This is a genomic window from Egibacteraceae bacterium, from assembly GCA_035540635.1.
Lineage (GTDB): Bacteria > Actinomycetota > Nitriliruptoria > Euzebyales > Egibacteraceae > DATLGH01.
The window spans coordinates 1-19,883 of sequence record DATLGH010000019.1 but is presented as its reverse complement, the minus strand read 5'-3'; the positions used below and the strand labels follow the sequence as shown (position 1 = coordinate 19,883).

Sequence of the window (19,883 nt, the reverse complement as noted above, 5' to 3'; positions counted from 1 at the left end):
CTCGGCAATGGCCCTGCACTCGGCCGCTTTCGCCGACCTCGACCCGTTCACCCTCTACGGACTGCTGCGCCTGCGGGTCGACGTCTTCGTCGTCGAGCAGGCGTGCCCGTACCCCGACCTCGACGGTCGTGACCTCGAGCCCGGCGCGCGCCACCACTGGGCGGAGGAGGACGGGCGGGTCGTCGCGTGCCTGCGGGTGCTCGCCGAGCCGGACGGGTCGACCCGGATCGGACGGGTCGCCACGGCCGCCGCGGCCCGCCGGCGCGGCCTGGCCGAGGCGCTGCTGCGGGCGGCACTCGCCGAGGCGCCGCGCCCGGTGGTGCTCGCCGCCCAGACACGCATCGCCGCCTGGTACGAGGGCTTCGGGTTCACCCGCGACGGCGCGGACTACGTCGACGACGGCATCCTCCACACACCCATGCGCCTGAGATGAACGTGGTGCCGGTCGTGCTCTTGCAGCCCCGGTCGGCGGTCGTCAGGCTGGCCGGATGGACGACGCGCTGCGGCCCGCACCGGACGCCTCCTACGCGGCGCAGCTCGCCCGCGAGCCGATGGACGACCGCGATGCCGAGCTGGCCACGAGGATGATCGGGCGGCCGCTGCGCGGGCGGTCCGCCGCCGCGGTCCGCTGCGCCTGGGGGCTGCCCGCGGTCCTGCGGGTCAACCCGCGCCTCGACGACGGCACGCCGTTTCCCACCCTGTTCTGGCTCGCCTGCCCCCTGGCGAACAAGCACGTCGGCCGGCTGGAGGCCGAGGGCGCCATGGTCGGCCTGAACGAGCGGCTCGCCACGGACGACGCCTTCGCCGACGAGTACGCGGCCGCCTCGGAACGGTTCGTCGCGGCCCGGGACCGCCTCGGTCCCCGGGCCCCGAGGGACGCGAGCGCCGGCGGGATGCCCGCGCGGGTGAAGTGCCTCCACGCCCTCTACGCACACCACCTCGCCACGCGCGACAACCCGGTCGGCGCCTGGGTGGCCGGCCACGTCGAGCCCATGGCCTGCCCCGCGCCTTGCGTGCGCCTCGAGCGGGAGACAGGCCAGCCGACGTGACCCGCGTGGCCGCGGTGGACGTGGGGACGAACTCGGTGCGCCTGCTCGTCGCCGAGCCCGGCGACCCCCTGACCGAGATCCACCGGGATACGCGCATCACCCGGCTCGGCGCCGGCGTCGACGCGAACGGCCGGCTCGACGACAGCGCACTCGCACGCACCCTGGACTGCATCGGTCACTACGCGGGAGCGTGGGCCGACCTGGGAGCCACGCGGGTGCGCATCGCAGCGACGAGCGCCGTGCGTGACGCCGCGGACCGCGAGCGCTTCTTCGACGGCGCGCAGCAGCGCAGCGGTGTGCTGCCCGAGGTCCTCACCGGTGAGCAGGAGGCCCGCACGGCGTTCGCGGGCGCAACCTGTTCGGTCACCGGCGATCCGCCGTTCCTCGTCCTCGACATCGGTGGCGGCTCGACCGAGCTCATCCTCGGGGACCGCGCGCCCGCCGCGATGGTGAGCCGGCAGCTCGGCTGCGTGCGGCTGACCGAGAGCCACCTCGGCGGCAACCCGCCGGCGCCCGCGGAGGTCGAGGGTGCCCGGGCGGTGATCGACGGACACCTCGACGCGGTGGAGGGCTCGCTCGACCCGGCGAGCGCCCGGACGCTCGTAGGCGTCGCCGGAACGGTGACGACCCTGGCCGCCCTCCACCTCGAGCTGCGCACCTACCTGCCCCAGAGGATCCACGGCACGCGTGTGCCGTACGCCCGGGTCCGTGCGCTTACCGAGCGGCTCGTCGCGATGCCCTCCGCGGAGATCGCCGCCCTCGGCCCCGTGGCGCCGGGACGGGAGGACGTCATCGTGGGCGGCGCGCTCATCCTCGAACGGGTGATGGCCCGCTACGGGTTCGCCGACGTGCTGGTGAGCGAAGCCGACATCCTCGACGGGCTGGCACTCGAGCTCCTGCGGGGCTGAGTTCGGCAGCGGGTGGTGACGGCGACCCCGGGGCTTGCCGGGCCGTCAGTCCCCGACGCGGGTGACGAGCGTGAGGCCGTCGGCCACCGGCACGAGGACGCCCTCCACCCGCGGGTCGGCCGCCACGAGCTCGTTGAACGCGGCGATGGCCGTCGCGTTCTCGTCGTCCCCCGGGTCGAGGACACGGCCCTGCGCGAGCACGTTGTCGACGACGATGAGACCGTCGGGCGCCATGCGCGCGAGCAGCGTCTCGAAGTAGCGGGGATACCCCGGCTTGTCGGCGTCGATGAAGGCGAGGTCGACGGGAGGGTCGCCGCGGAGGCTGTCGAGGGTCTCCGACGCGTCGCCGAGCCGCAGCTCGATGCGGGTCGACACCCCGGCCTCGACCCAGTAGCGGGCAGCGATGCCCGCCCACTCCTCGTTGCGGTCGAAGCAGACGAGACGACCACCGTCGGCAAGACCGCGGGCGATGCAGATCGCCGAGTAGCCGGTGAACGTACCGACCTCGACCGCGAACCGCGTTTTCTTCAACCGCGCGAGGAGGGTGAGCAGCGCACCCTGCTCGGGAGCGATCTGCATGACCGACAGCTCCGGGAAGCGCTCCCGCGTCTCGGCAGCGAGCGCGCGCAGCACCTCGTCGCGGCCGGGAGTGTGAGCGACGACGTAGGCGTGGAGCGCGTCGTCGAGGCCCAGGGTCTTGGGGCTCACGTCACGCGGTCCAGCCGAGCCACATGTCGCCCATCGTGACCGCGACCCACAGCAGCGCCGCGTTGGCGAGGGGCACGAGCGGCGTCGCGGCCGGCCGCCTCCGGGCGACGCGCACGAACACGACTGCTGCGCCGAGCCACAGCACGTGGAAGGCCCCGACCGCCCAGAGCGGGGCCAGCAAACCGCTCGCCACGGTGAACGGCGCGAGGACGATGAGCTGCGCGACCCCGGCCAGCACGACTACTACGGCGCGCGCCCGACCCGTCACGGGGAGCCGCGGCCCATCGCCGCGACGAGGTCGCCCCGCGTGATGATGCCGGCCACGCGCCGGTCGGCGTCGAGGACGGGGACGCGCGAGACGTGGCGCTGGATGATCAGCGTCGCGACGTCCTCGACCGTGCCGTCGACCCCCACCCACGGCGGGTCGTCGTCCATGACCTCCCCGACCGTGCCACCGAGCGCGTGGCGGACCTCCTCGTCGAACCGGTGGCGTTCCCCCGGCAGCGGGAAATAGGCACCGAGGATCTCGACGACGGTCGGGGCGTGCAAACGCGCCTCGGAGACGATGAGGTCGCTGTCGTCGAGGAGCCCGATGAGCCGGCCGTCGGCGTCGACCACCGGCGCGCCGCTGATCCCGTGCCGCCCGAGCAGCGCGACCGCCTCCTCCACGCTCGTGTCGGGGGTGACCGTGATGACGTTGGTGGTCATCACCGCGGTGACGGGCAGCTCGCGGGCCATGAGGCGAAGCCTAGACAATACCTTGCGCTACCGCTTCGCTGCTCGAGCGCGCGACCTTGCGCTACCGCTTCGCTGCTCGAGCGCGCTACCGTGCTGCGATGTCGCCCCGACCGACGCTGTGGACCCTGCCGCGCCCGTTCCGCCGCGCGCTCGTCGTCGTCGCGCACCCCGACGACGCGGAGTTCGGCGCGGCCGGTACGATCGCGCGGTGGGTGCAGGACGGCACCGAGGTCTCCTATGTGGTGCTCACCGACGGGGCCGCCGGGTCGAGTGATCCGGCGATGACGCGCGAGCGGCTCGCGCCCCTGCGCATGGCTGAGCAGCGTGCGGCCTGCGCCGAGCTCGGCGTGGAGGACGTGACGTTCCTCGGGCACCCGGACGGGTACCTGCAGCCGACCGTCGAGCTGCGCCGGGAGGTGGCCGCGCAGATCCGCCGTCACCGCCCCGAAGCGGTCGTCACGATCAACCCCGAGATGCGCTGGACCTCACGGGGCACCGTCAACCATCCGGACCACCGGGTTGCCGGCGACCTCGTCCTCCACGCCATCAACCCCGCGGCCTCCCGCCGCCTGTGGGATCCGAGCCTGCTCGAGGAGGGGCTGGCGCCCTGGGACGTGAGCGAGCTGTGGATGATGAGCTTCGGGGAGGGCCCGCACCACGTGGACGTCACCGCGACGTTCGGGCGCAAGGTCGCCGCCATCCGTCGGCACGCCTCCCAGCTGGGCGAGAGGGATCCCGGGGCGCGCATGCGCGAGCGGGCGGCCGAGCGTGGCCGGGAGGTCGGCGTCGAGCTGTCGGAGGCGTTCACCGTCCTGCGATTCCGCGACCTGGAAGGCTGAGCGATGCTCGTGTGGTTCTCCGTCACGCCCATCGGCACCGGCAGCGCGAGCGTCTCGGCAGAGGTGGCCCGAGCCGTCGACGCCGTCGAGGCCACCGGGGTGCGGGCGACGACGGACGCGTCGGGGACGCTCCTCGAGGGCTCGTGGGACGAGTGCGTGACCGCGCTGCGGGCGGCTGCCGACGCGGTGCTCGACGTGGCGCCCCGGGTTTCGTTCACGTGCAAGTTCGACCTGCGCACCGACAAGCCGGATCAGACGGGGGCGGACAAGATCGCCAGCCTCGAGCGTGCGAGGATGGGCCCATCATGATGATGAGCCCCCGCACCCAGAAGACCGTCGTCGGCGTCCTCGTCGCGGTCGTCGCCTTCGCGATGATCCTCTCGCTCGTCGCCCGCGGCGGCTAGATGCACGCAGGCGTCGAGCGGTTGCGCTCGCATGCGGCCGCGTCGCCGCCGGGGGGTATGGTCGGGTTCCCATGGACGTCTGGACCCGGCTCACCCGCGCCCTGCATGACCTGCCCCGAGCCCCGCAACCCGGCAGCGGTCGCGTGGGCGCCGTCCTCGTCCTGCTGAGCGACCCCGACCGCAGCGGCGACCTCGAGCTCGTCTACACGCGCCGGCGCGCCGACCTGTCGAGCCACCCGGGACAGATCGCCTTCCCCGGAGGGCGCGTCGAGCCCGCCGAGCCCGTCGAGCAGGCGGCGGTCCGCGAAGCGGCCGAGGAGGTCGGGCTCCGCCCCTCGTCCGTCGACGTGCTCGGGCGCCTTCCACCGTTCTTCATCCCGCCGTCGGCGTACTGGCTGGTACCCGTCGTCAGCCGGTGGCGGGCCCCGCACCCGCTCGTCGCCGCCGAAGCCGAGGTCGCAGCGGTGCTGCGGATCCGCGTGTCGTGGCTCCTCGACGGCGCCCGGTGGCGCGTCACGCGGCGGCCGCCGACCGGCGCCGCGTGGGCGTGGCAGCTCGACGAGCGCCACCTTCTGTGGGGGGCGACGGCGGCCGTCACCGTGGCACTGCTGGACATCCTCAGCCCGGGCTGGAACAGCGGTGTGGACCCCGGCGCGCTGCCGGTCGAGCGGGAGGCCAGCCCTTGGGAGGCGCCGGAGCGAGGAGCGGATGGCGCCCCCGACATCGCCTCCGCGAGGCTCCCTTGACCGGCGCGGCCGTCGCCGTCTACGCGGCGGTCGTCGTGTCGGACGTCGCCGTCTCGTCGCGCTGGTACGCCTCGACGCTGTCCTGCACACCCGAGGAGCACGGCGAGGGCTGGAGCTGCATGCTGCTGCCCGATCACTCCGCGATCGAGCTGTTCGCCGGGGACCCCGCCCACCCGGGTCGCACGTTCCCGAGCTACGCGGGGCGCGAGGGCCCCGCGGTCATGCCCGGCTACTCGGTCGAGGACCCGGAGGCAACCGTGGGAGGCCTCGCCGTCGCCCGCAGTCTCCCCGACTGGCACGTGGTCGTCGCGCCCGACGGGCTGCGCATCGTGGTGACGCACCGCGACACCGACATCGTCCTCGGCCTGGTCGGGTTCCGCTACGAAAGCCCGGCGGTGAGGGCGCAGCGGGCGTTCCTCGACCGTCTCGGGGTGGACGACCCCGTGACGAGCGGGCCCCGCCCTTCGGTCGTGCCCGTCGTCGTCGGCGACAGCGCCCAGCGCCTCGCCGATCCCGACGGCAACGTCATCGAGCTCGTCACCACGGATACGCTTGCGGCGCGAAGGTAACCGCCCGGATGGCGTAATCGGCAGCCGCGGGGGTCTTAAACACCCCTGTCCTGCACAGGACGTGTGGGTTCGAGTCCCACTCCGGGCACCCGCGGGCACGGGTGAACCTTCAGCCGCAGCGCGCTGGCGCACGGCACCCACCGGCATCCGTATACGCTCTCAGGCGATGACTACCGACGAAGAGCGCATCGCCCTGTTCATCGACTACGAGAACCTTGCGATCGGCGCGCGTGAGGACCTCGGTGGCATGGCGTTCGACCTCAAGCCGGTCGCCGACGCCCTCGCCGAGCGCGGGCGCGTGGTCGTGCGACGGGCGTACGCCGACTGGTCCTACTTCGACAACGACCGCCGCATGCTCACCCAGCAGCACGTCGAGCTCATCGAGATCCCCCAGCGCATGGGCGCGGTCCGCAAGAACGCCGCCGACATCAAGATGGCGGTCGACGCCGTCGAGCTTTCGTTCGAGCGCAACTACGTCACGACGTTCGTCATCTGCACCGGCGACAGCGACTTCACGCCCCTCGTGGGCAAGCTGCGCGAGCTCAACAAGCGCGTCATCGGGGTCGGGCTGCAGGCCTCCACCTCCGCGCTGCTGCCGCCCGCCTGTGACGAGTTCCTCTTCTACGAGCGCCTCGAAGGGGTCAACGTCCCGCAGCGCAAGAGCCGGGGCAGCCGCCGCGGCGGCCGTACGGCGGTGAGCGCGGCCAAGCCGGCCCGCAACGTCAGCGAGGTCCCGGCGGTGCCCGAGGTCGAGCTCGAGAAGACCCCAGCGAAGGGCGAGCCGGCCGAGCTCGGCAAGCTCGTCACGCAGACCCTCGCCGGCCTGCACCGCTCCACGGGCGGGGAGGTGCTCGCGTCGACACTGAAGCGCGCGCTGCTCCGCAAGGACCCGACGTTCAGCGAGGCCGACTATGGGTTCCGGGGCTTCGGCGAGCTGCTGCGCCACCTCGAGTCCCGCAAAGTCATCGAGCTGTCGCCGGGCACCGCCAAGGGGGACCCGGAGGTGAGCTTCCCCGAGGAGTCCAGCGGCGAGGACGGCGCGTTCGCCCTGCTCCGCGACGTCGTCGCCGATCTGCAGCGCACGAACGGTCCGCCGCCGCTTTCCGGGCTGAAGGACAAGCTCCGCAAGCGGCAGCCCGACTTCAGCGAGAAGGAGTTCGGATTCGGCGGGTTCCTCCAGTTCGCCAAGGCGGCGCGTACGCGGGGCGTGGTCACCATGGACTGGGACGACGACGCCGACGACTACGTCCTTGCGGTGCCCGACGCATGACACCCGCAACCGGAAACGCGCACGCGGCGGCGCGCCGGTGACCCCGCGCATCCGCGCAGCCGCCGGCGCGGGCGTCGACGTCGACGCCCTGCGGGCCACCGACGCGGCCGTGACGGCCGTGACGGCCGAGCTCGACGAGCGCCCCGACCTCGCGGTGGTCTTCCTCGGCGCCGCTCACGGCGCCGAGGCGGGCGCGGTGGCGGTCCGGGTGGGGGAGCGGCTCGCGCCCCGCCACCTCGTCGGCGTCACCGCCGGCGCGGTCGTGGCCGGCAGCCGGGAGATCGAGGACCCCACCGGCGTGTCGGTGTGGGCGGCGAGCCTGCCGGGAGCGACCCTCACGCCCCTGCGCTACCCCCCTGCCGCGGGGGCGGGGGAGCCGCCGCACGCGTGGCCCGAGCCGCCGGCTGACGCGACGGCGCTGCTGCTGCTCGCCGACCCGTTCACCTTCCCGGCCGACGCGTTCCTGGCGTGGTGGGAGCAGGCGCACCCGGGAGTGCCCGTCTCAGGTGGTCTGGCAAGCGGTGCGGCCCGTCCGGCCGACGTCCGTCTGGTCCTCGACGGTGAGGCGGTCGACGGGGGGGCGGTCGGCGTCGCGTTCAGTGGCGTGGCCGTGCGCACGCTCGTGAGCCAGGGATGCCGCCCCGTCGGGGACAGCTACACGGTGACCGCGGCGGACCGCAACCTCATCCACGAGCTCGCGGGGGAGGCTCCCGTCGAGCGCATCCGGGCGACGTTCGCCGAGGCGGACCCCGCCGACCAGGCGCTCATGCGCAGCGGCCTGCACATCGGCACAGTCATCGACGAGTACCGCGAGGCGCACGGGCGCGGCGACTTCCTCGTGCGCGGCGTGCTCGGCGCCCAGCACGAGACGGGCGCGATCGCGGTCGGCGACGTCGTGCGGGTCGGGCAGACGGTGCGCTTCCACGTCCGGGACGCCGCCAGCGCGGACGAGGACCTGCGGGAGCTCCTCGAGGGCTTCCCCGGCACCGAGTCACCCGGTGCGGCGCTGCTCTTCACCTGCAACGGGCGGGGCGAGCGGCTGTTCGGCGCTCCCGACCACGACGCCCGCCTCGTGAGCGATGCGCTCGGCGTCCCGCTCGCGGGCCTGCACTGCGCCGGCGAGCTCGGCCCCGTCGGCGCCCGCAGTTTCCTCCACGGGTTCACGGCGAGCCTGCTCGTGCTCGTCGACGAGAGCGGCGGCGAGATGTAACGAGCGCGAAACACCTGCCTGACCATGGGGTAACCCGTGCCCCGCATCCTTGTGGTCCTGTAGCGTCGGGGCCCGACTGGGAGGAACGTCGATGAAGTTGGTCATCGCCATCGTCAAGCCGTTCAAGCTGGAGGACGTGAAGGAGGCCCTCCGCGAGATCGGCATCGCCGGACTCACGGTGTCGGAGGCTCGCGGCTTCGGCCGGCAGCGGGGTCACACCGAGGTGTACCGGGGCGCGGAGTACCAAGTCGACTTCGTGCCGAAGAGCCGGATCGAGGTGATGGTCGACGACGACGCGGTGGACGGGGTGATCGACGCCATCACGAAATCGGCCCGCACCGGCAAGATCGGCGACGGCAAGATCGCCGTCGTGACCCTCGACGAGGTCGTGCGGATCCGCACCGGCGAACACGGACCGGAGGCGATCTGAGCACCACCCGAAGGCGGGGGGGCCCTGACCCCGCAACGATCGATGGCCCTCCGGGGCGGCTGTGGTGCCGGGCATGGACCGATGTCGTCGACGAGGCGCTGCGCGGCTGGTTGGCGTCGACGGCGAGCCCTGGAGGCATCGCCGTGGTCGCGCTCGGCAGCTACGCGCGGCGCCAGCTCTGCCCGGCGTCCGACATCGACCTGCTCCTGCTCCACGACGGCTGGGCGAACCGCGACCTCGAGGAGCTCGTGCGGTCGCTGTGCTATCCGCTGTGGGACGCCGGCCTGTCGGTCGGCCACGCCGTGCGGACGGGTCGTGAGGCGGTGCGGGCCGCGGCCGAGCGGGTCGACACCGCCACCGCCCTCACCGACCGCCGGCTCGTGGCCGGCGACCCCGGCCTCGTCGACGACCTCGCCGTCCGGCTGCGGCGCTGGCTGCGGGCCCGCTCGGCCAAGGTCCTCGCCGAACTCGCCGACGCGGACCGGCGCCGCCACGCGGCGGCCGGGCTGCATCCCGGCATGCTCGAACCCGAGCTGAAGGACGGGGCGGGCGGCCTCCGGGACCTCCACAGCCTGCGGTGGGCGGCGGCCTGCGTGCTCGGCGAGGTTGGCCTGGACCCCCTCGTCGGTGCCCGCTACCTCGGCGCGGCCGACCGACGGGAGCTCGCCGCGGCCGGCGACACGCTGCTCGCAGCCCGCTGCGCGCTGCACCTCGTCCGGGGGGCGACGAGCAACCGGGCGGGCGCGGACCTCGACCGTCTGCGGCTCGACCTGCAGGACGAGGTCGCCGCGCTCCTCGGCTGGGGCGACGCGGACGAGCTCGCGCGACGCGTGGGCCTCGCGACCCGCACGGTCGCGCACGTCCACGGGCGGACCTGGCCACTGCTCGTGGCCGACGCGAAGGGCGGGCGCCGGCGGCGGCGCGCGTCGGGCGAGCCGCTCGACGAGGGCGTGGCACTCGTCGAGGGGCTCGTCGAGGTGGACGACCATCACAGCCTGGCGGCAGACCCCGCCCTCGGCCTGCGCGCGGTGGCGGCGGCCGCGAGCCGTGGGGTGCATCTCGGGCGGGCCACGAGCGAGCGGCTGCGGCGGGAGGTCGAGACCCACCCGAGGCTGCGGTGGGACGCCGACAGCCGTGCCGCGCTGCTCGCCGCCCTGCGCGCCGGGCCCGCCGGTGTCGCAGCCCTGGAGGACGCCGACCACCTCGGTCTACTGACGGCGCACCTCCCCGACTGGCCCCGCGTCCGTGGCCGGCCGCAGCGCAACCCCCTGCACCGCTACGACCTCGACACCCACTGCCTGCAGGCGGTCGCCGAGCTCGTCCTCCTCGCGTCCGGCAGCGTCGACGAGCGGCATCGCCACCTTTGGGAGGGCCTCGCCGACCCCGACGCGCTCCTGCTCGGCACGTGGCTGCACGACGTCGGCAAGGCGTGGCCGGGCGACCACAGCGTCGTCGGCGCACGGGTCGCCCACGAGTGGGTGCTGCGCATGGGGTTCAGCCAGCGCCGCGCCGACCAGGTCGCGCGCTACGTGCGGCTGCACCTGTTCATGCCGGAGGCCGCCACCCGCCGCGACCTCGACGACGAGGACGAGCTCGCCGCGGTCGCCGACCAGGTCGGTGACGTCGAGACCCTCGACGGGCTGTACCTGCTGTCGCTCGCCGACGCCCGGGCGACCGGCCCGGCCGCGAACTCCACCTGGAAGGATCTCCTGCTCGGCGAGCTGCACGCCCGGGTGCGCAGCCTGCTCGCCCACGCCCACACCGACCCCTCCGAGGCGCGAGGTCCGCACGCGGTGGTCGCGCAGGCGCGCCGCCTCCTGCGCGACGACCCCACGCTCAACGGTCTGCTCACGGGACTGCCGCGCCGCTACCTGCAGGCGGCCACGACCGACCAGGTCATCGCGCATGCCCGACTCATGCAGACCCCCCTGGGGGCGGGCGAGCTGCGGGCGGCGCCCCGGCCGGGACCGGTCGAGGGCACGGTCACGCTGTCGGTGGCCGCCGCAGACCGCCCCGGGCTCATGGCCGACTGCGCGGGTGTGCTCGCCGGCCTCGGCATCTCCGTCCTCGACGCCCGGGTGTTCACCCGCACCGACGGGGTCGCGCTCGACTGGTTCGTCGTGCGCGCCGAGGGCGACACGGACTGGGGGGCGGTGGAGGCGGCGCTGCGGCAGGCCGCCGCCGGCGAGCTCGACGTGGCCGAGCTCGTCGCCCGCCGCGAGCGGGCACGCCGGCCCGGGGCCGCACCCCGCCCGCCGATGCCTGTCGAGGTCCGCTTCGACCGCCGGCCCATGGCGACGCGCATCGAGGTCCACGCACCCGACACCGCGGGCATGCTCTACCGGCTCGCGAGCGTGCTCGCCGAGGCGCGGCTCGACGTGGTCGGCGCGCGGGTGGCGACGCTCGTCGACAGCGCACACGACGTCTTCTTCGTCCGTCCCGTCGGCGGCCCGATCGACGCGGCCACGCTCGGCCCCCGTTTGCGCGCCGCGGCCCACCCCCCGGGGGCCGTGCCCGAGTGACGCCCTCGTCGCGGCGCGGGGTCGCCGGATAAGTGGCTGGGCTGATGTGCAACGGCCGGCTGGTCGCGCCGCTGGAGCTGGCGACCACGCTCGACACCCGCCGCCGGGGGCTCATCGGCCGCAACGGGGTCGACGGCGCGATGCTCCTGTGCCCGGCGAGCATCGTGCACACGTTCCGGATGGTGTTCACCATCGACGTGGCGTTCTGCGACCGGCACCTGGTCGTCCTCCGGACTGTGCGGATGCGCCCGAACCGGTGCTCACGGCCGGTCCCCTCGAGCGCCGCCGTGATCGAGGCGGAAGCGGGGGCCTTCGCGCGCTGGGGCGTCGTGCCGGGCGCCCGGCTCGGCGTGGACGACGGCTGATGGCCCGTGCAGGCTGGTCGCAGACGATGACCGGGCGCCCGGCCCGCACCGACCCGGGAGGGTGACGATGGCGGACCACCCGCCGCTGCACGAGGCGCTGGAACCACTCGCGTTCCTGCTCGGGTCCTGGGAGGGCGCGGGCTCGGGGGAGTACCCGACGATCGCGCCGTTTCGTTACTGCGAGCGCATCGCGTTCGGGCATGCCGGCAAGCCCTTCCTCGCCTACACCCAGCGGACGTGGGCGCCCGACGACGGGCGACCGCTGCACGCCGAGTCGGGCTACCTCCGCCACACCGGCGGCGGCGCCGTCGAGCTCGTGCTCGCGCACCCGACCGGGATCGTCGAGGTCTACACCGGTCGGGTGGAGGGCGCGGCGCTGCGGCTCGCGACGGCCACGGTGGCACGCACCCCCACGGCCAAGCGGGTCGACGCGCTCGAGCGCGACATCGACGTCGACGGCGAGGAGCTGAGCTACCTCGTGCGCATGGCTGCGGTCGGCCAGCCGCTCAGGCACCACCTCGCCGCCACCCTCCGGCGCACGTAGCAGGTCACAGCACGCCGCCCTCGGTCATGCGCCTGTTGTCCAGGATGCGGTCGACCTCCTCGTCGGGCAGCACGCCCGCGGCCTTCACGACCTCCCGCAACGGGCGGTCCTCGACGAGCGCCTGCTTCGCGAGCTCGGCGGACCGGTCGTAGCCGATCGCCGGCACCAGCGCGGTGACCGTGGACAGGTTCTTCTCGACGAGCTCCGTGCAACGCTCGACGTTCGCGACGACGCCGTCGACGCACCGCGCGGCGAAGTTCTCCGCGGAGGTCGCGAGCAGGCGCACCGACTCGAGGACGTTGCGCGCCATCATCGGGATGTAGACGTTCAGCTCGAAGTTGCCCGACAGCCCCCCGACGGTCACCGCGGCGTCGTTGCCGATCACCTGCGCGGCCACCTGGGTGACCGACTCGGGTATGACGGGGTTCACCTTGGCGGGCATGATCGAGCTGCCCGGCTGGATCTCCGGCAGGCGGATCTCCGCGAGTCCCGTGCGCGGACCCGACCCCATCCACCGCAGGTCGTTGGCGATCTTCGTGAGCGACACGGCGACGACCTTGCACGCCCCGCTCACCTCGACGAGCGCGTCGCGGGCGCCCTGCGCCTCGAAGTGGTTCGTGGCCTCGCGGAGCGTCGCGATGCCGGTGCGGCGCCGCAGCTCGGCGATCACCCCGTCGGTCATCCCCTCCGGCGCGTTCAGACCGGTGCCCACCGCGGTGCCCCCGAGCGGCAGCTCAGCGAGGCGCTCCAGCGTCGCCTCCACGCGGGCGATTCCCAGCTCGACCTGACGGGCGTAGCCCGAGAACTCCTGCCCGAGGGTCACGGGGGTGGCGTCCATGAGGTGCGTGCGCCCCGGCTTCACGACGTCGGCGAGCTCCCGGGCCTTGCGCTCGAGCGAGGCCTGCAGGCGCCGCAGGGATGGGAGGAGCCGGGCGGTCACGGCCTCGTGGACGGCGAGGTGGACCGCGGTGGGGAAGACGTCGTTGGACGACTGGCCGGCGTTGACGTGGTCGTTGGGGTGCACGGGGTCCTTCGACCCGAGCTGGCCGCCCAGCAGCTCGATCGCGCGGTTGGCGATGACCTCGTTCACGTTCATGTTCGAGCTCGTCCCCGACCCCGTCTGGAACACGTCGACGGGGAAGTGGCCACCGAGTACGCCGTCCGCGACCTCCTCGGCGGCCTGGGCGATGGCACGGAACCGCGCGTCGTCGAGCAGCCCCTGCGCGTGGTTGACGACGGCCGCGGCGGCCTTGACGAGCGCGAGCGCGCGGATGAGCCCGGTGGGGATCCCCTGGCCGGAGATCGGGAAGTTCGCCACGGCCCGCTGCGTGGACGCGCCGTAGTAGGCGCTGGCCGGCACCTCGACCTCGCCCATCGAGTCGCGTTCCGTGCGGGTGTCGCCCATCCCTGCGCTCCTTCGTCCCGGCGTGAGCGTGCCCGGGGCAGCGTAGCGGGCGAGGTCGGACGGGCCGACGTCGCTTAGGCTGGCCGTGGACATGACGACGCTTCTGCTCATCCGCCATGCCACGACCGCCGCCACCGGCAAGCGCCTCGGCGGCCGCACCGAGGCGAGCCTCGACGGGGGCGGGCGCGCGCAGGCGGAGGCAGCGGCCGACCGCCTCGCCAAGCTGCCGGTCAAGGCCGTCTACGCGAGCCCGCTCGCGCGCACCCGGGAGACGGCCGAGGTCGTGGCGGGGCGCCTCGGTCTGCCGGTGACCGCCGACGAGGGATTGCTCGAGGTGGAGTACGGGCGGTGGACCGACCGCCCGTTGAAGCAGGTGGCGCGAACCAAGCTCTGGCCCGTCATCCTCGCCCGCCCCTCGCTCGTGCGCTTCCCCGACGGTGAGACGATCCGGGCGGCGCAGCTGCGCGCCGTCGAGGCGGTCGAGGCGATCGTCGCACGCCATCCGCGCGACCTCGTCGCGGCGGTCAGCCACGCCGACGTCATCAAGGCGCTCGTCGCCTTCTACATCGGTCAGCCGCTCGACCTCTTCCAGCGCCTGCACGTCGGTCCCGCGTCCGTGAGCGTGCTCCAGCTCGCTCCCGGCGGGCAGCCGATGCTCCTGCGGTTCAACGACGACGGGCCGTTGACGCCGGAGCGGTTTCGGCGGGCACGTCCTGCGGGGAAGGCCACCGGTCGTGGGTGAGTCGTTCGAGCTCGACGTCGACTGGATCACCGCCGGAGCGGTCGGTGAGCCGGGCCGGCGCACGTTCTACGTCCAGGGCCGCCAGGGGGGGGAGCTCGTCGTGCTCCTCGTGGAGAAGAACCAGGTGCGCATGCTCGCGCAGCTGGCGGCCCAGCTGCTGTCCCGGGTCGACGTCGCGGTCACCCCGGACGACCTCGACACGGCCCGCCAAGCCCTCGTCGACCCGGCGGTGCCCGCCTGGCGCGCGGGGACGATGAGCCTCGGCATGGAGGCCGACGGTGAGCGCTTCCTGCTCGAGGCCGAGGAGCTCATGGAGCCCGAGGCCGTCGGCGAGGCGGGCACGGCCCGGTTCTGGATGAACCGCGACCAGCTCGTCGGGCTCGCCGCGTACGCCGCCTACGCCGTCGAGGCGGGCGCCCGCGAGACCTGCCGGCTGTGCTCGCGCCCCATAGACCCCATCTCCGGGCACGTCTGTCCGGCCTCGAACGGCCACGGACCCCTCACGGTGTGACGCTTGCGCACCGACGAGAACGTGCTTCCCCTGCTCGCCGAGGCGCCCCTGGCGGTGCGGGGCTACCTCACGGAGGCGAGCAACCACACGCTGCTCGTGCGGGTGGGCGAGAAGCGCGACCGGCTGCACGCGATCTACAAGCCCCGGCGGGGGGAGCGGCCCCTGTGGGACTTCCCGCACGGGACCCTGTGCCGCCGGGAGGTTGCGGCCTACGCCGTGAGCGAGTTCCTCGGCTGGCGGATCGTGCCCCCGACGGTGCTGCGCGAGGGACCTCTGGGACTGGGGTCGGTGCAGCTGTTCGTGCCGCACGACCCGTCGCGCCACTACTTCGTCCTCGTCGAAGACCCACAGCACCACCCGCCGCTCGCGCGGATGGCCTTCTTCGACCTGCTCGTCAACAACGCCGACCGCAAGGGCAGCCATGTCCTGCACGGCGGGGACGGGCACATCTGGGGCGTCGACCACGGGCTCACCTTCCACGTCCGGACGAAGCTGCGGACGGTCATCTGGGAGCTCGGCGGGACGCCCCTTCCCGCGGCGTTGCGTGCGGACCTCGCGCGGCTGCGACGCGCCGTGGCGCAGCCGGCGGACGCCCTCGTTCAGCAGCTCGAGGAGCTGCTGAGCCCCACGGAGATCGAGGTGCTCGGACTGCGGGCCGCGGCCCTCACCGAGGTCGCCGCGCTGCCCGACGTCGACGAGCGTCACCGGCCCTACCCGTGGCCCCCGCTGTAGTCGCGTAGGGTGAGGCCTTCCGAGCAGGAGGGTGTTCCATGAGCCGCCGGTTTCGCTACTACGCGGTCCTCGAGGGGATCGCCGAAGCCGAGGACGAGGGGCCCCTGCTCATCCGCGTCGAGACGGGGCAGGACTACGACACCTACCAGTCGGTGCACGAGGGGCAGTGGGTGCAGGACAACGCCGCCTACGACTACGTCCACGGGACCGGCGCGGCCCGGGCGTGCGAGGCCGCCGAGGCACACCAGCTGATCGCCGAGCGGTACGGGACCGAACAGGCCGACCGGCTCGTGCCCGGAGTGTCGGCGTAGGACGCGATCCGTCGTGGCCCTCGTCACCCTCGACGACATCGAGCAGGCCGCAAAGCGGCTCGAGGGGGTGGCGCAGCCTACCCCCGTGGAGCTGTCGCGGGCGATCAGCGCGATCGCCGGGCGGCGCACGGTCCTGAAGTGCGAGCACCTCCAGCGCACGGGGTCGTTCAAGATCCGCGGGGCCTACAACCGCATCGCCCAGCTGTCCGCCGGCGAGCGCTCCGGGGGGGTGGTCTGCTCGTCGGCGGGCAACCACGCGCAGGGCGTGGCCCTGTCCGCCGCCCTCGCCGGCGTGCCGGCCACGGTGTTCATGCCGACGGGTGCGCCGTTGCCGAAGGTCGAGGCCACCCGCGGCTACGGCGCGGAGGTCATCCTCACCGGGAGCGGCTACGACGACGCCCACGCCGCCGCGCAGGCGTGGACCGCGGAGCGCGGGGCGACGTTCGTGCACCCCTTCGACCATCCTGACGTCATCGCCGGCCAGGGCACCATCGGTCTCGAGGTCCTCGAGCAGGTGCCCGACGCAGGCACGGTCATCGTCCCGATGGGGGGAGGCGGGCTCGTCTCGGGTGTGGCCGCGGCGGTCAAGGCCGTCCGCCCGTCGGTGCGCATCGTCGGCGTGCAGGCCGCCGGCGCCGCCGCCTTCCCCGCGTCGCTGGCCGCGGGCGAGCCGCGGCCCCTCGCCGAGGTCACGACGTTCGCCGACGGCATCGCGGTCAAGACGCCGGGTGCGCTGACCCTCCGCCACGTCGCCGCACTCGTCGACGAGGTGGTCACGGTCACCGACGAGGCGATCGCCCGCGCGGTTCTCCTGCTCGTCGAGCGGGCGAAGCAGGTGGTCGAGCCCGCGGGGGCGGCGGGCCTGGCCGCACTGCTCGACGGGGCGGCCACGCTCATCGAGCCGGTCGTCGTGGTGCTCGGGGGCGGCAACGTCGATCCCCTGCTGCTGCTCCGCATCATCCAGTCGGGGATGTTCGAGGAGGGCCGCTACTTCGCCTTCCGCACCCGCCTGCGGGACCGCCCGGGCGCGCTGTCCGGCCTGCTCGCCCTCATCGGCGCGGCGGGTGCGAACGTCGTGGCGATCTCCCACCACCGGCTCGGGACGCGGCTCGGTGTCATCGAGGTCGAGGTCCACATCGAGGTCGAGACCCGGGGCCCCGCCCACACCGGTGACCTCGTCGATGCTCTTCTCGCTGCCGGCTACCCCGTCACCTGACGCGGCGGCGCGGCCCGGGCGCCGACGAGGTCGGCGATCTCGCCGACGACGCGGCTGAGGTCGTAGTCCTTCGGCGTGTAGACGGCGGCGACGCCCCGCGCGCGCAGCACCTCGGCGTCCCGAGCCGGGATGATCCCGCCGACGACGACCGGCACGTCGAGACCCTCGGCGCGCAGGCCGTCGACGACCTCGGGGACGAGGGCGGTGTGCGAGCCGGACAGGATCGACAGCCCGACGACGTGGACGTCCTCGTCGGCCGCCGCCCGGACGATCTGGGCGGGGGTGAGGCGGATGCCCTCGTAGACGACCTCGAAGCCGGCGTCGCGGGCGCGGACCGCGACCTGCTCCGCGCCCGACGAGTGGCCGTCGAGGCCGGGCTTGCCGACGAGCAGCTTGAGCTTGCGCCCGACCGCGGCCTCGGCGGCGGCGACCTTGCGCCGGGCGGTCGCGAGGGCGTCGGCCTCGAAGGGCCCGGCAGCCCCGGCCACGCCCGTCGGCCCCCGGTACTCGCCGTAGACCTCGCGCAGCGCGTCGGTCCACTCGCCGGTCGTCGCCCCGGCCCGGGCCGCCTCGATCGAGGCGGGCAGGACCGTGTCGCCGCGCGCTGCCTCCCGCCGGAGCGCGTCGAGTGCCCGCCGCACCGCCGCCCCGTCACGGCTGGCACGGAAGGCCTCGAGCCGGTCGATCTGCTGCGCTTCGCTCCCGGGGTCCACGGTGAGGAATCCGGCGTCGGCGCCGGTCGTGAGCGGTGAGGGCTCGGTCGTGGTGTAGGCGTTCACGCCGACGACGGTCTGCTCGCCGGACTCGATGCGGGCGAGCCGCTGCGCGTTCGACCGCACGAGCTGACTCTTCATGTACTCGACGGCCTCGACGGCGCCGCCGAGCCGCAGCACCTGCTCGTACTCCGCGCGGGCGCCCGCCGCGACGTGCGCGGTGAGCTCCTCCATGACCCGGCTGCCGCCGAAGACGTCGTCGTGCTCGAGCAGGTCGGTCTCGTAGGCGAGGATCTGCTGCATGCGCAGGGACAGCTGCTGGTCCCACGGGCGCGGCAGTCCGAGGGCTTCGTTCCACGCGGGCAGCTGTACCGCCCGGGCACGGGCGTCCTTCGACAGGGTGACGGCGAGCATCTCGAGGAGGATGCGGGCGATGTTGTTCTCCGGCTGCGCCTCCGTGAGCCCGAGCGAGTTGACCTGGACGCCATAGCGGAAGCGCCGAAGGGTGGGGTCGGTGACCCCGAAGCGCTTGCGGCAGAGCTCGTCCCAGAGCTGACCGAAGGCACGGACCTTCGCGACCTCCTCGACGAAGCGGATGCCGGCGTTCAGGAAGAAGCTCATCCGCCCGACGACGGTGGCGAACGCGTCGTCGCCCACCCGACCGGACTCCCGCACCGTGTCGAGCACGGCAGTGGCCGTGGCCAGGGCGTAGGCCACCTCCTGCTCGGGCGTGGCGCCGACCTCCTGGAGGTGGTAGCTGCACACGTTGATGGGGTTCCACTTCGGCACGGCCCGCACCGCGTGGGTGATCGTGTCGGCGACCAGGCGCATGCTCTCCCGCGGGGGGAACACGTAGGTGCCCCGCGACAGGTACTCCTTGATGATGTCGTTCTGGGTCGTGCCGCGCAGTGCGGCCGGGTCGGCGCCCTGCTCCCGCGCGACCGCGATGTAGAGCGACAGGAGCCACGCAGCGGTCGCGTTGATCGTCATCGACGTGTTCGTCTCCGCGAGGGGGATGCCGTCGAACAACGCCCGCATGTCCTCGATCGAGCAGATCGGCACCCCGACCTTGCCGACCTCACCACGCGCGAGGACGTGGTCGGCGTCGTAGCCCGTCTGCGTCGGCAGGTCGAACGCCACCGACAGGCCCGTCTGCCCCTTCGCGAGGTTGCCCCGGAACAGGGCGTTGGAGGCCGCGGCCGACGAGTGCCCCGAGTAGGTCCGCATGAGCCACGGCGGGTCCTTCTCGCGCGGCGCGGTCATGGTCTCGCAGTCCTTCGTCGACGGGTTGCCGCTTCCGGCGATTGTGCGTCGGCCGCCCACGCTCCGCCATGACGCGGGGCGGTGGCCGGTCGCTTCGGCCCCGATGCGGGGGCGTTGGTGGTCGACGTTCGTTCACACGCGCCCGAAAATTCTTCGCCGGGCCGTATCCGCGCGCCCGGCCTTGACGATGACCATCCGAGAGAGGACGCCGGAGGGTGGCGATCCGCGAGGCAGGGGACGGCGCGATGTCAGGTTTGCTCACGGGAGTCGCCGGCAGGGCGGCGGCGGCCGGCTTGCTCGGCAAGGGGCTCGTAGCCGCGGCGGCTGCCGCGGTGCTCGCCGCCGGCGCGGGCGCCGGCAGCATGGTGCTGACGGCGTCCGGCGGCGCGCCCGAGCCCACGCCGGAGGCGGCGCTCACCGATTCCCTGCCGGAGACCGCCACCGCGCGTCCCCGCGCACCCGGTCAGCACGGCCTCGATCGGGCCAACGCGACGCCCGCGCAGGGCCATGCCCCCGAGTCCACCCCCGCCAACCCGGGCGGCCCCTCGGACCGCGCGGCGCAGGAGGCCCACGACAACGCCGAGCGGCGGGCGGCCGATGCTGCGGACGCCGGGGCGCAGGAGGACGCGGATCGGCAGGAGGACGCCGGTCCGCCCGCGCACGCCGGCCCGCCCGCGCACGCCGGTCC

Annotated in this window: 24 protein-coding genes and 1 tRNA gene; 20 read left to right on the top strand and 5 right to left on the bottom strand. The window is 73.9% G+C overall.

What is annotated here, in order from left to right; all coding sequences use genetic code 11:
- The first annotated feature begins 7 nt into the window (after positions 1 to 7).
- The 3 genes from VM324_03420 to VM324_03410 are packed head-to-tail and all read left to right on the top strand — an operon-like array spanning position 8 to position 1,957.
- The gene (locus VM324_03420) at positions 8 to 433 is read left to right on the top strand and encodes a GNAT family N-acetyltransferase (protein ID HVL98322.1); all 426 of its coding nucleotides are present in this window, start codon (positions 8 to 10) and stop codon (positions 431 to 433) included.
- Positions 434 to 488: 55 nt separating this feature from the next.
- Entirely contained in the window at positions 489 to 1,049 is a 561-nt protein-coding gene (locus tag VM324_03415) for a DUF501 domain-containing protein (GenBank protein HVL98321.1), read from the top strand.
- Entirely contained in the window at positions 1,046 to 1,957 is a 912-nt protein-coding gene (locus VM324_03410; GenBank protein HVL98320.1) for a Ppx/GppA phosphatase family protein, read from the top strand. The genes VM324_03415 and VM324_03410 overlap by 4 nt, the downstream gene beginning before the upstream one ends.
- 45 nt (positions 1,958 to 2,002) lie before the next feature.
- Here VM324_03410 and VM324_03405 read toward each other — a convergent pair whose 3' ends face one another.
- The 3 genes from VM324_03405 to VM324_03395 are packed head-to-tail and all read right to left on the bottom strand — an operon-like array spanning position 2,003 to position 3,403.
- Positions 2,003 to 2,665 carry an O-methyltransferase gene (locus VM324_03405; GenBank protein HVL98319.1) on the bottom strand — a complete coding sequence of 221 codons (663 nt, stop codon included), beginning with the start codon at positions 2,663 to 2,665 and terminating at the stop codon, positions 2,003 to 2,005.
- 1 nt (position 2,666) lies between these two features.
- Positions 2,667 to 2,933 carry a hypothetical protein gene (locus tag VM324_03400; GenBank protein HVL98318.1) on the bottom strand — a complete coding sequence of 89 codons (267 nt, stop codon included), beginning with the start codon at positions 2,931 to 2,933 and terminating at the stop codon, positions 2,667 to 2,669.
- The gene (locus tag VM324_03395; protein ID HVL98317.1) at positions 2,930 to 3,403 is read right to left on the bottom strand and encodes a CBS domain-containing protein; all 474 of its coding nucleotides are present in this window, start codon (positions 3,401 to 3,403) and stop codon (positions 2,930 to 2,932) included. The genes VM324_03400 and VM324_03395 overlap by 4 nt, the downstream gene beginning before the upstream one ends.
- Positions 3,404 to 3,501: 98 nt before the next feature.
- Between VM324_03395 and VM324_03390 the strand changes: the two genes are divergently transcribed.
- From VM324_03390 to VM324_03340, 11 genes are all read left to right on the top strand, one after another.
- Entirely contained in the window at positions 3,502 to 4,242 is a 741-nt protein-coding gene (locus VM324_03390; GenBank protein HVL98316.1) for a PIG-L deacetylase family protein, read from the top strand.
- A gap of 3 nt (positions 4,243 to 4,245) precedes the next feature.
- A complete protein-coding gene (locus VM324_03385; protein HVL98315.1) occupies positions 4,246 to 4,551 on the top strand; it encodes an MTH1187 family thiamine-binding protein in 306 nt (101 codons plus the stop codon).
- Positions 4,552 to 4,717: 166 nt separating this feature from the next.
- Complete coding sequence (locus VM324_03380; protein ID HVL98314.1) at positions 4,718 to 5,392, top strand: CoA pyrophosphatase; 675 nt, start codon at positions 4,718 to 4,720, stop codon at positions 5,390 to 5,392.
- Positions 5,389 to 5,961 carry a hypothetical protein gene (locus VM324_03375; GenBank protein HVL98313.1) on the top strand — a complete coding sequence of 191 codons (573 nt, stop codon included), beginning with the start codon at positions 5,389 to 5,391 and terminating at the stop codon, positions 5,959 to 5,961. The genes VM324_03380 and VM324_03375 overlap by 4 nt, the downstream gene beginning before the upstream one ends.
- Positions 5,962 to 5,963: 2 nt before the next feature.
- Positions 5,964 to 6,049, top strand: a tRNA-Leu gene (locus VM324_03370).
- Between the two features lie 78 nt (positions 6,050 to 6,127).
- Positions 6,128 to 7,231 carry an NYN domain-containing protein gene (locus VM324_03365; GenBank protein ID HVL98312.1) on the top strand — a complete coding sequence of 368 codons (1,104 nt, stop codon included), beginning with the start codon at positions 6,128 to 6,130 and terminating at the stop codon, positions 7,229 to 7,231.
- 37 nt (positions 7,232 to 7,268) lie between these two features.
- A complete protein-coding gene (locus VM324_03360) occupies positions 7,269 to 8,441 on the top strand; it encodes an FIST N-terminal domain-containing protein (protein HVL98311.1) in 1,173 nt (390 codons plus the stop codon).
- Between the two features lie 91 nt (positions 8,442 to 8,532).
- The gene (locus VM324_03355; GenBank protein ID HVL98310.1) at positions 8,533 to 8,871 is read left to right on the top strand and encodes a P-II family nitrogen regulator; all 339 of its coding nucleotides are present in this window, start codon (positions 8,533 to 8,535) and stop codon (positions 8,869 to 8,871) included.
- On the top strand, positions 8,769 to 11,393 hold the full coding sequence (gene glnD, locus VM324_03350) for a [protein-PII] uridylyltransferase (protein ID HVL98309.1): 2,625 nt from the start codon (positions 8,769 to 8,771) through the stop codon (positions 11,391 to 11,393). The genes VM324_03355 and glnD overlap by 103 nt, the downstream gene beginning before the upstream one ends.
- Before the next feature lie 44 nt (positions 11,394 to 11,437).
- Entirely contained in the window at positions 11,438 to 11,758 is a 321-nt protein-coding gene (locus VM324_03345; GenBank protein HVL98308.1) for a DUF192 domain-containing protein, read from the top strand.
- Between the two features lie 67 nt (positions 11,759 to 11,825).
- Positions 11,826 to 12,302, top strand: a complete 477-nt coding sequence (locus VM324_03340; GenBank protein ID HVL98307.1) for an FABP family protein — start codon at positions 11,826 to 11,828, stop codon at positions 12,300 to 12,302.
- A gap of 4 nt (positions 12,303 to 12,306) precedes the next feature.
- Here VM324_03340 and VM324_03335 read toward each other — a convergent pair whose 3' ends face one another.
- Positions 12,307 to 13,707: a class II fumarate hydratase gene (locus tag VM324_03335; GenBank protein ID HVL98306.1), complete on the bottom strand. Its 1,401-nt coding sequence runs from the start codon at positions 13,705 to 13,707 to the stop codon at positions 12,307 to 12,309.
- Between the two features lie 91 nt (positions 13,708 to 13,798).
- Between VM324_03335 and VM324_03330 the strand changes: the two genes are divergently transcribed.
- The 5 genes from VM324_03330 to ilvA are packed head-to-tail and all read left to right on the top strand — an operon-like array spanning position 13,799 to position 17,219.
- Complete coding sequence (locus VM324_03330) at positions 13,799 to 14,449, top strand: histidine phosphatase family protein (protein HVL98305.1); 651 nt, start codon at positions 13,799 to 13,801, stop codon at positions 14,447 to 14,449.
- Entirely contained in the window at positions 14,442 to 14,960 is a 519-nt protein-coding gene (locus VM324_03325; GenBank protein ID HVL98304.1) for a DUF3090 family protein, read from the top strand. Before VM324_03330 ends, VM324_03325 begins: the two co-directional genes overlap by 8 nt.
- 3 nt (positions 14,961 to 14,963) lie before the next feature.
- Positions 14,964 to 15,692 (top strand): SCO1664 family protein, encoded by a 729-nt coding sequence (locus VM324_03320; GenBank protein HVL98303.1) that lies wholly within the window; start codon positions 14,964 to 14,966, stop codon positions 15,690 to 15,692.
- Between the two features lie 38 nt (positions 15,693 to 15,730).
- Positions 15,731 to 16,003 carry a hypothetical protein gene (locus VM324_03315; GenBank protein HVL98302.1) on the top strand — a complete coding sequence of 91 codons (273 nt, stop codon included), beginning with the start codon at positions 15,731 to 15,733 and terminating at the stop codon, positions 16,001 to 16,003.
- Between the two features lie 13 nt (positions 16,004 to 16,016).
- Positions 16,017 to 17,219: a threonine ammonia-lyase gene (ilvA, locus tag VM324_03310; protein ID HVL98301.1), complete on the top strand. Its 1,203-nt coding sequence runs from the start codon at positions 16,017 to 16,019 to the stop codon at positions 17,217 to 17,219.
- Here the strand turns inward: ilvA and VM324_03305 are convergent.
- Positions 17,204 to 19,195, bottom strand: a complete 1,992-nt coding sequence (locus VM324_03305; protein HVL98300.1) for a protein meaA — start codon at positions 19,193 to 19,195, stop codon at positions 17,204 to 17,206. The two genes, ilvA and VM324_03305, sit on opposite strands and share 16 nt — an antisense overlap.
- A gap of 215 nt (positions 19,196 to 19,410) precedes the next feature.
- On the opposite strand from VM324_03305, the gene VM324_03300 reads away from it, so the two are divergent.
- Positions 19,411 to 19,883 (top strand): hypothetical protein (locus VM324_03300; protein ID HVL98299.1); only part of this gene is annotated, 473 nt, incomplete at its 3' end.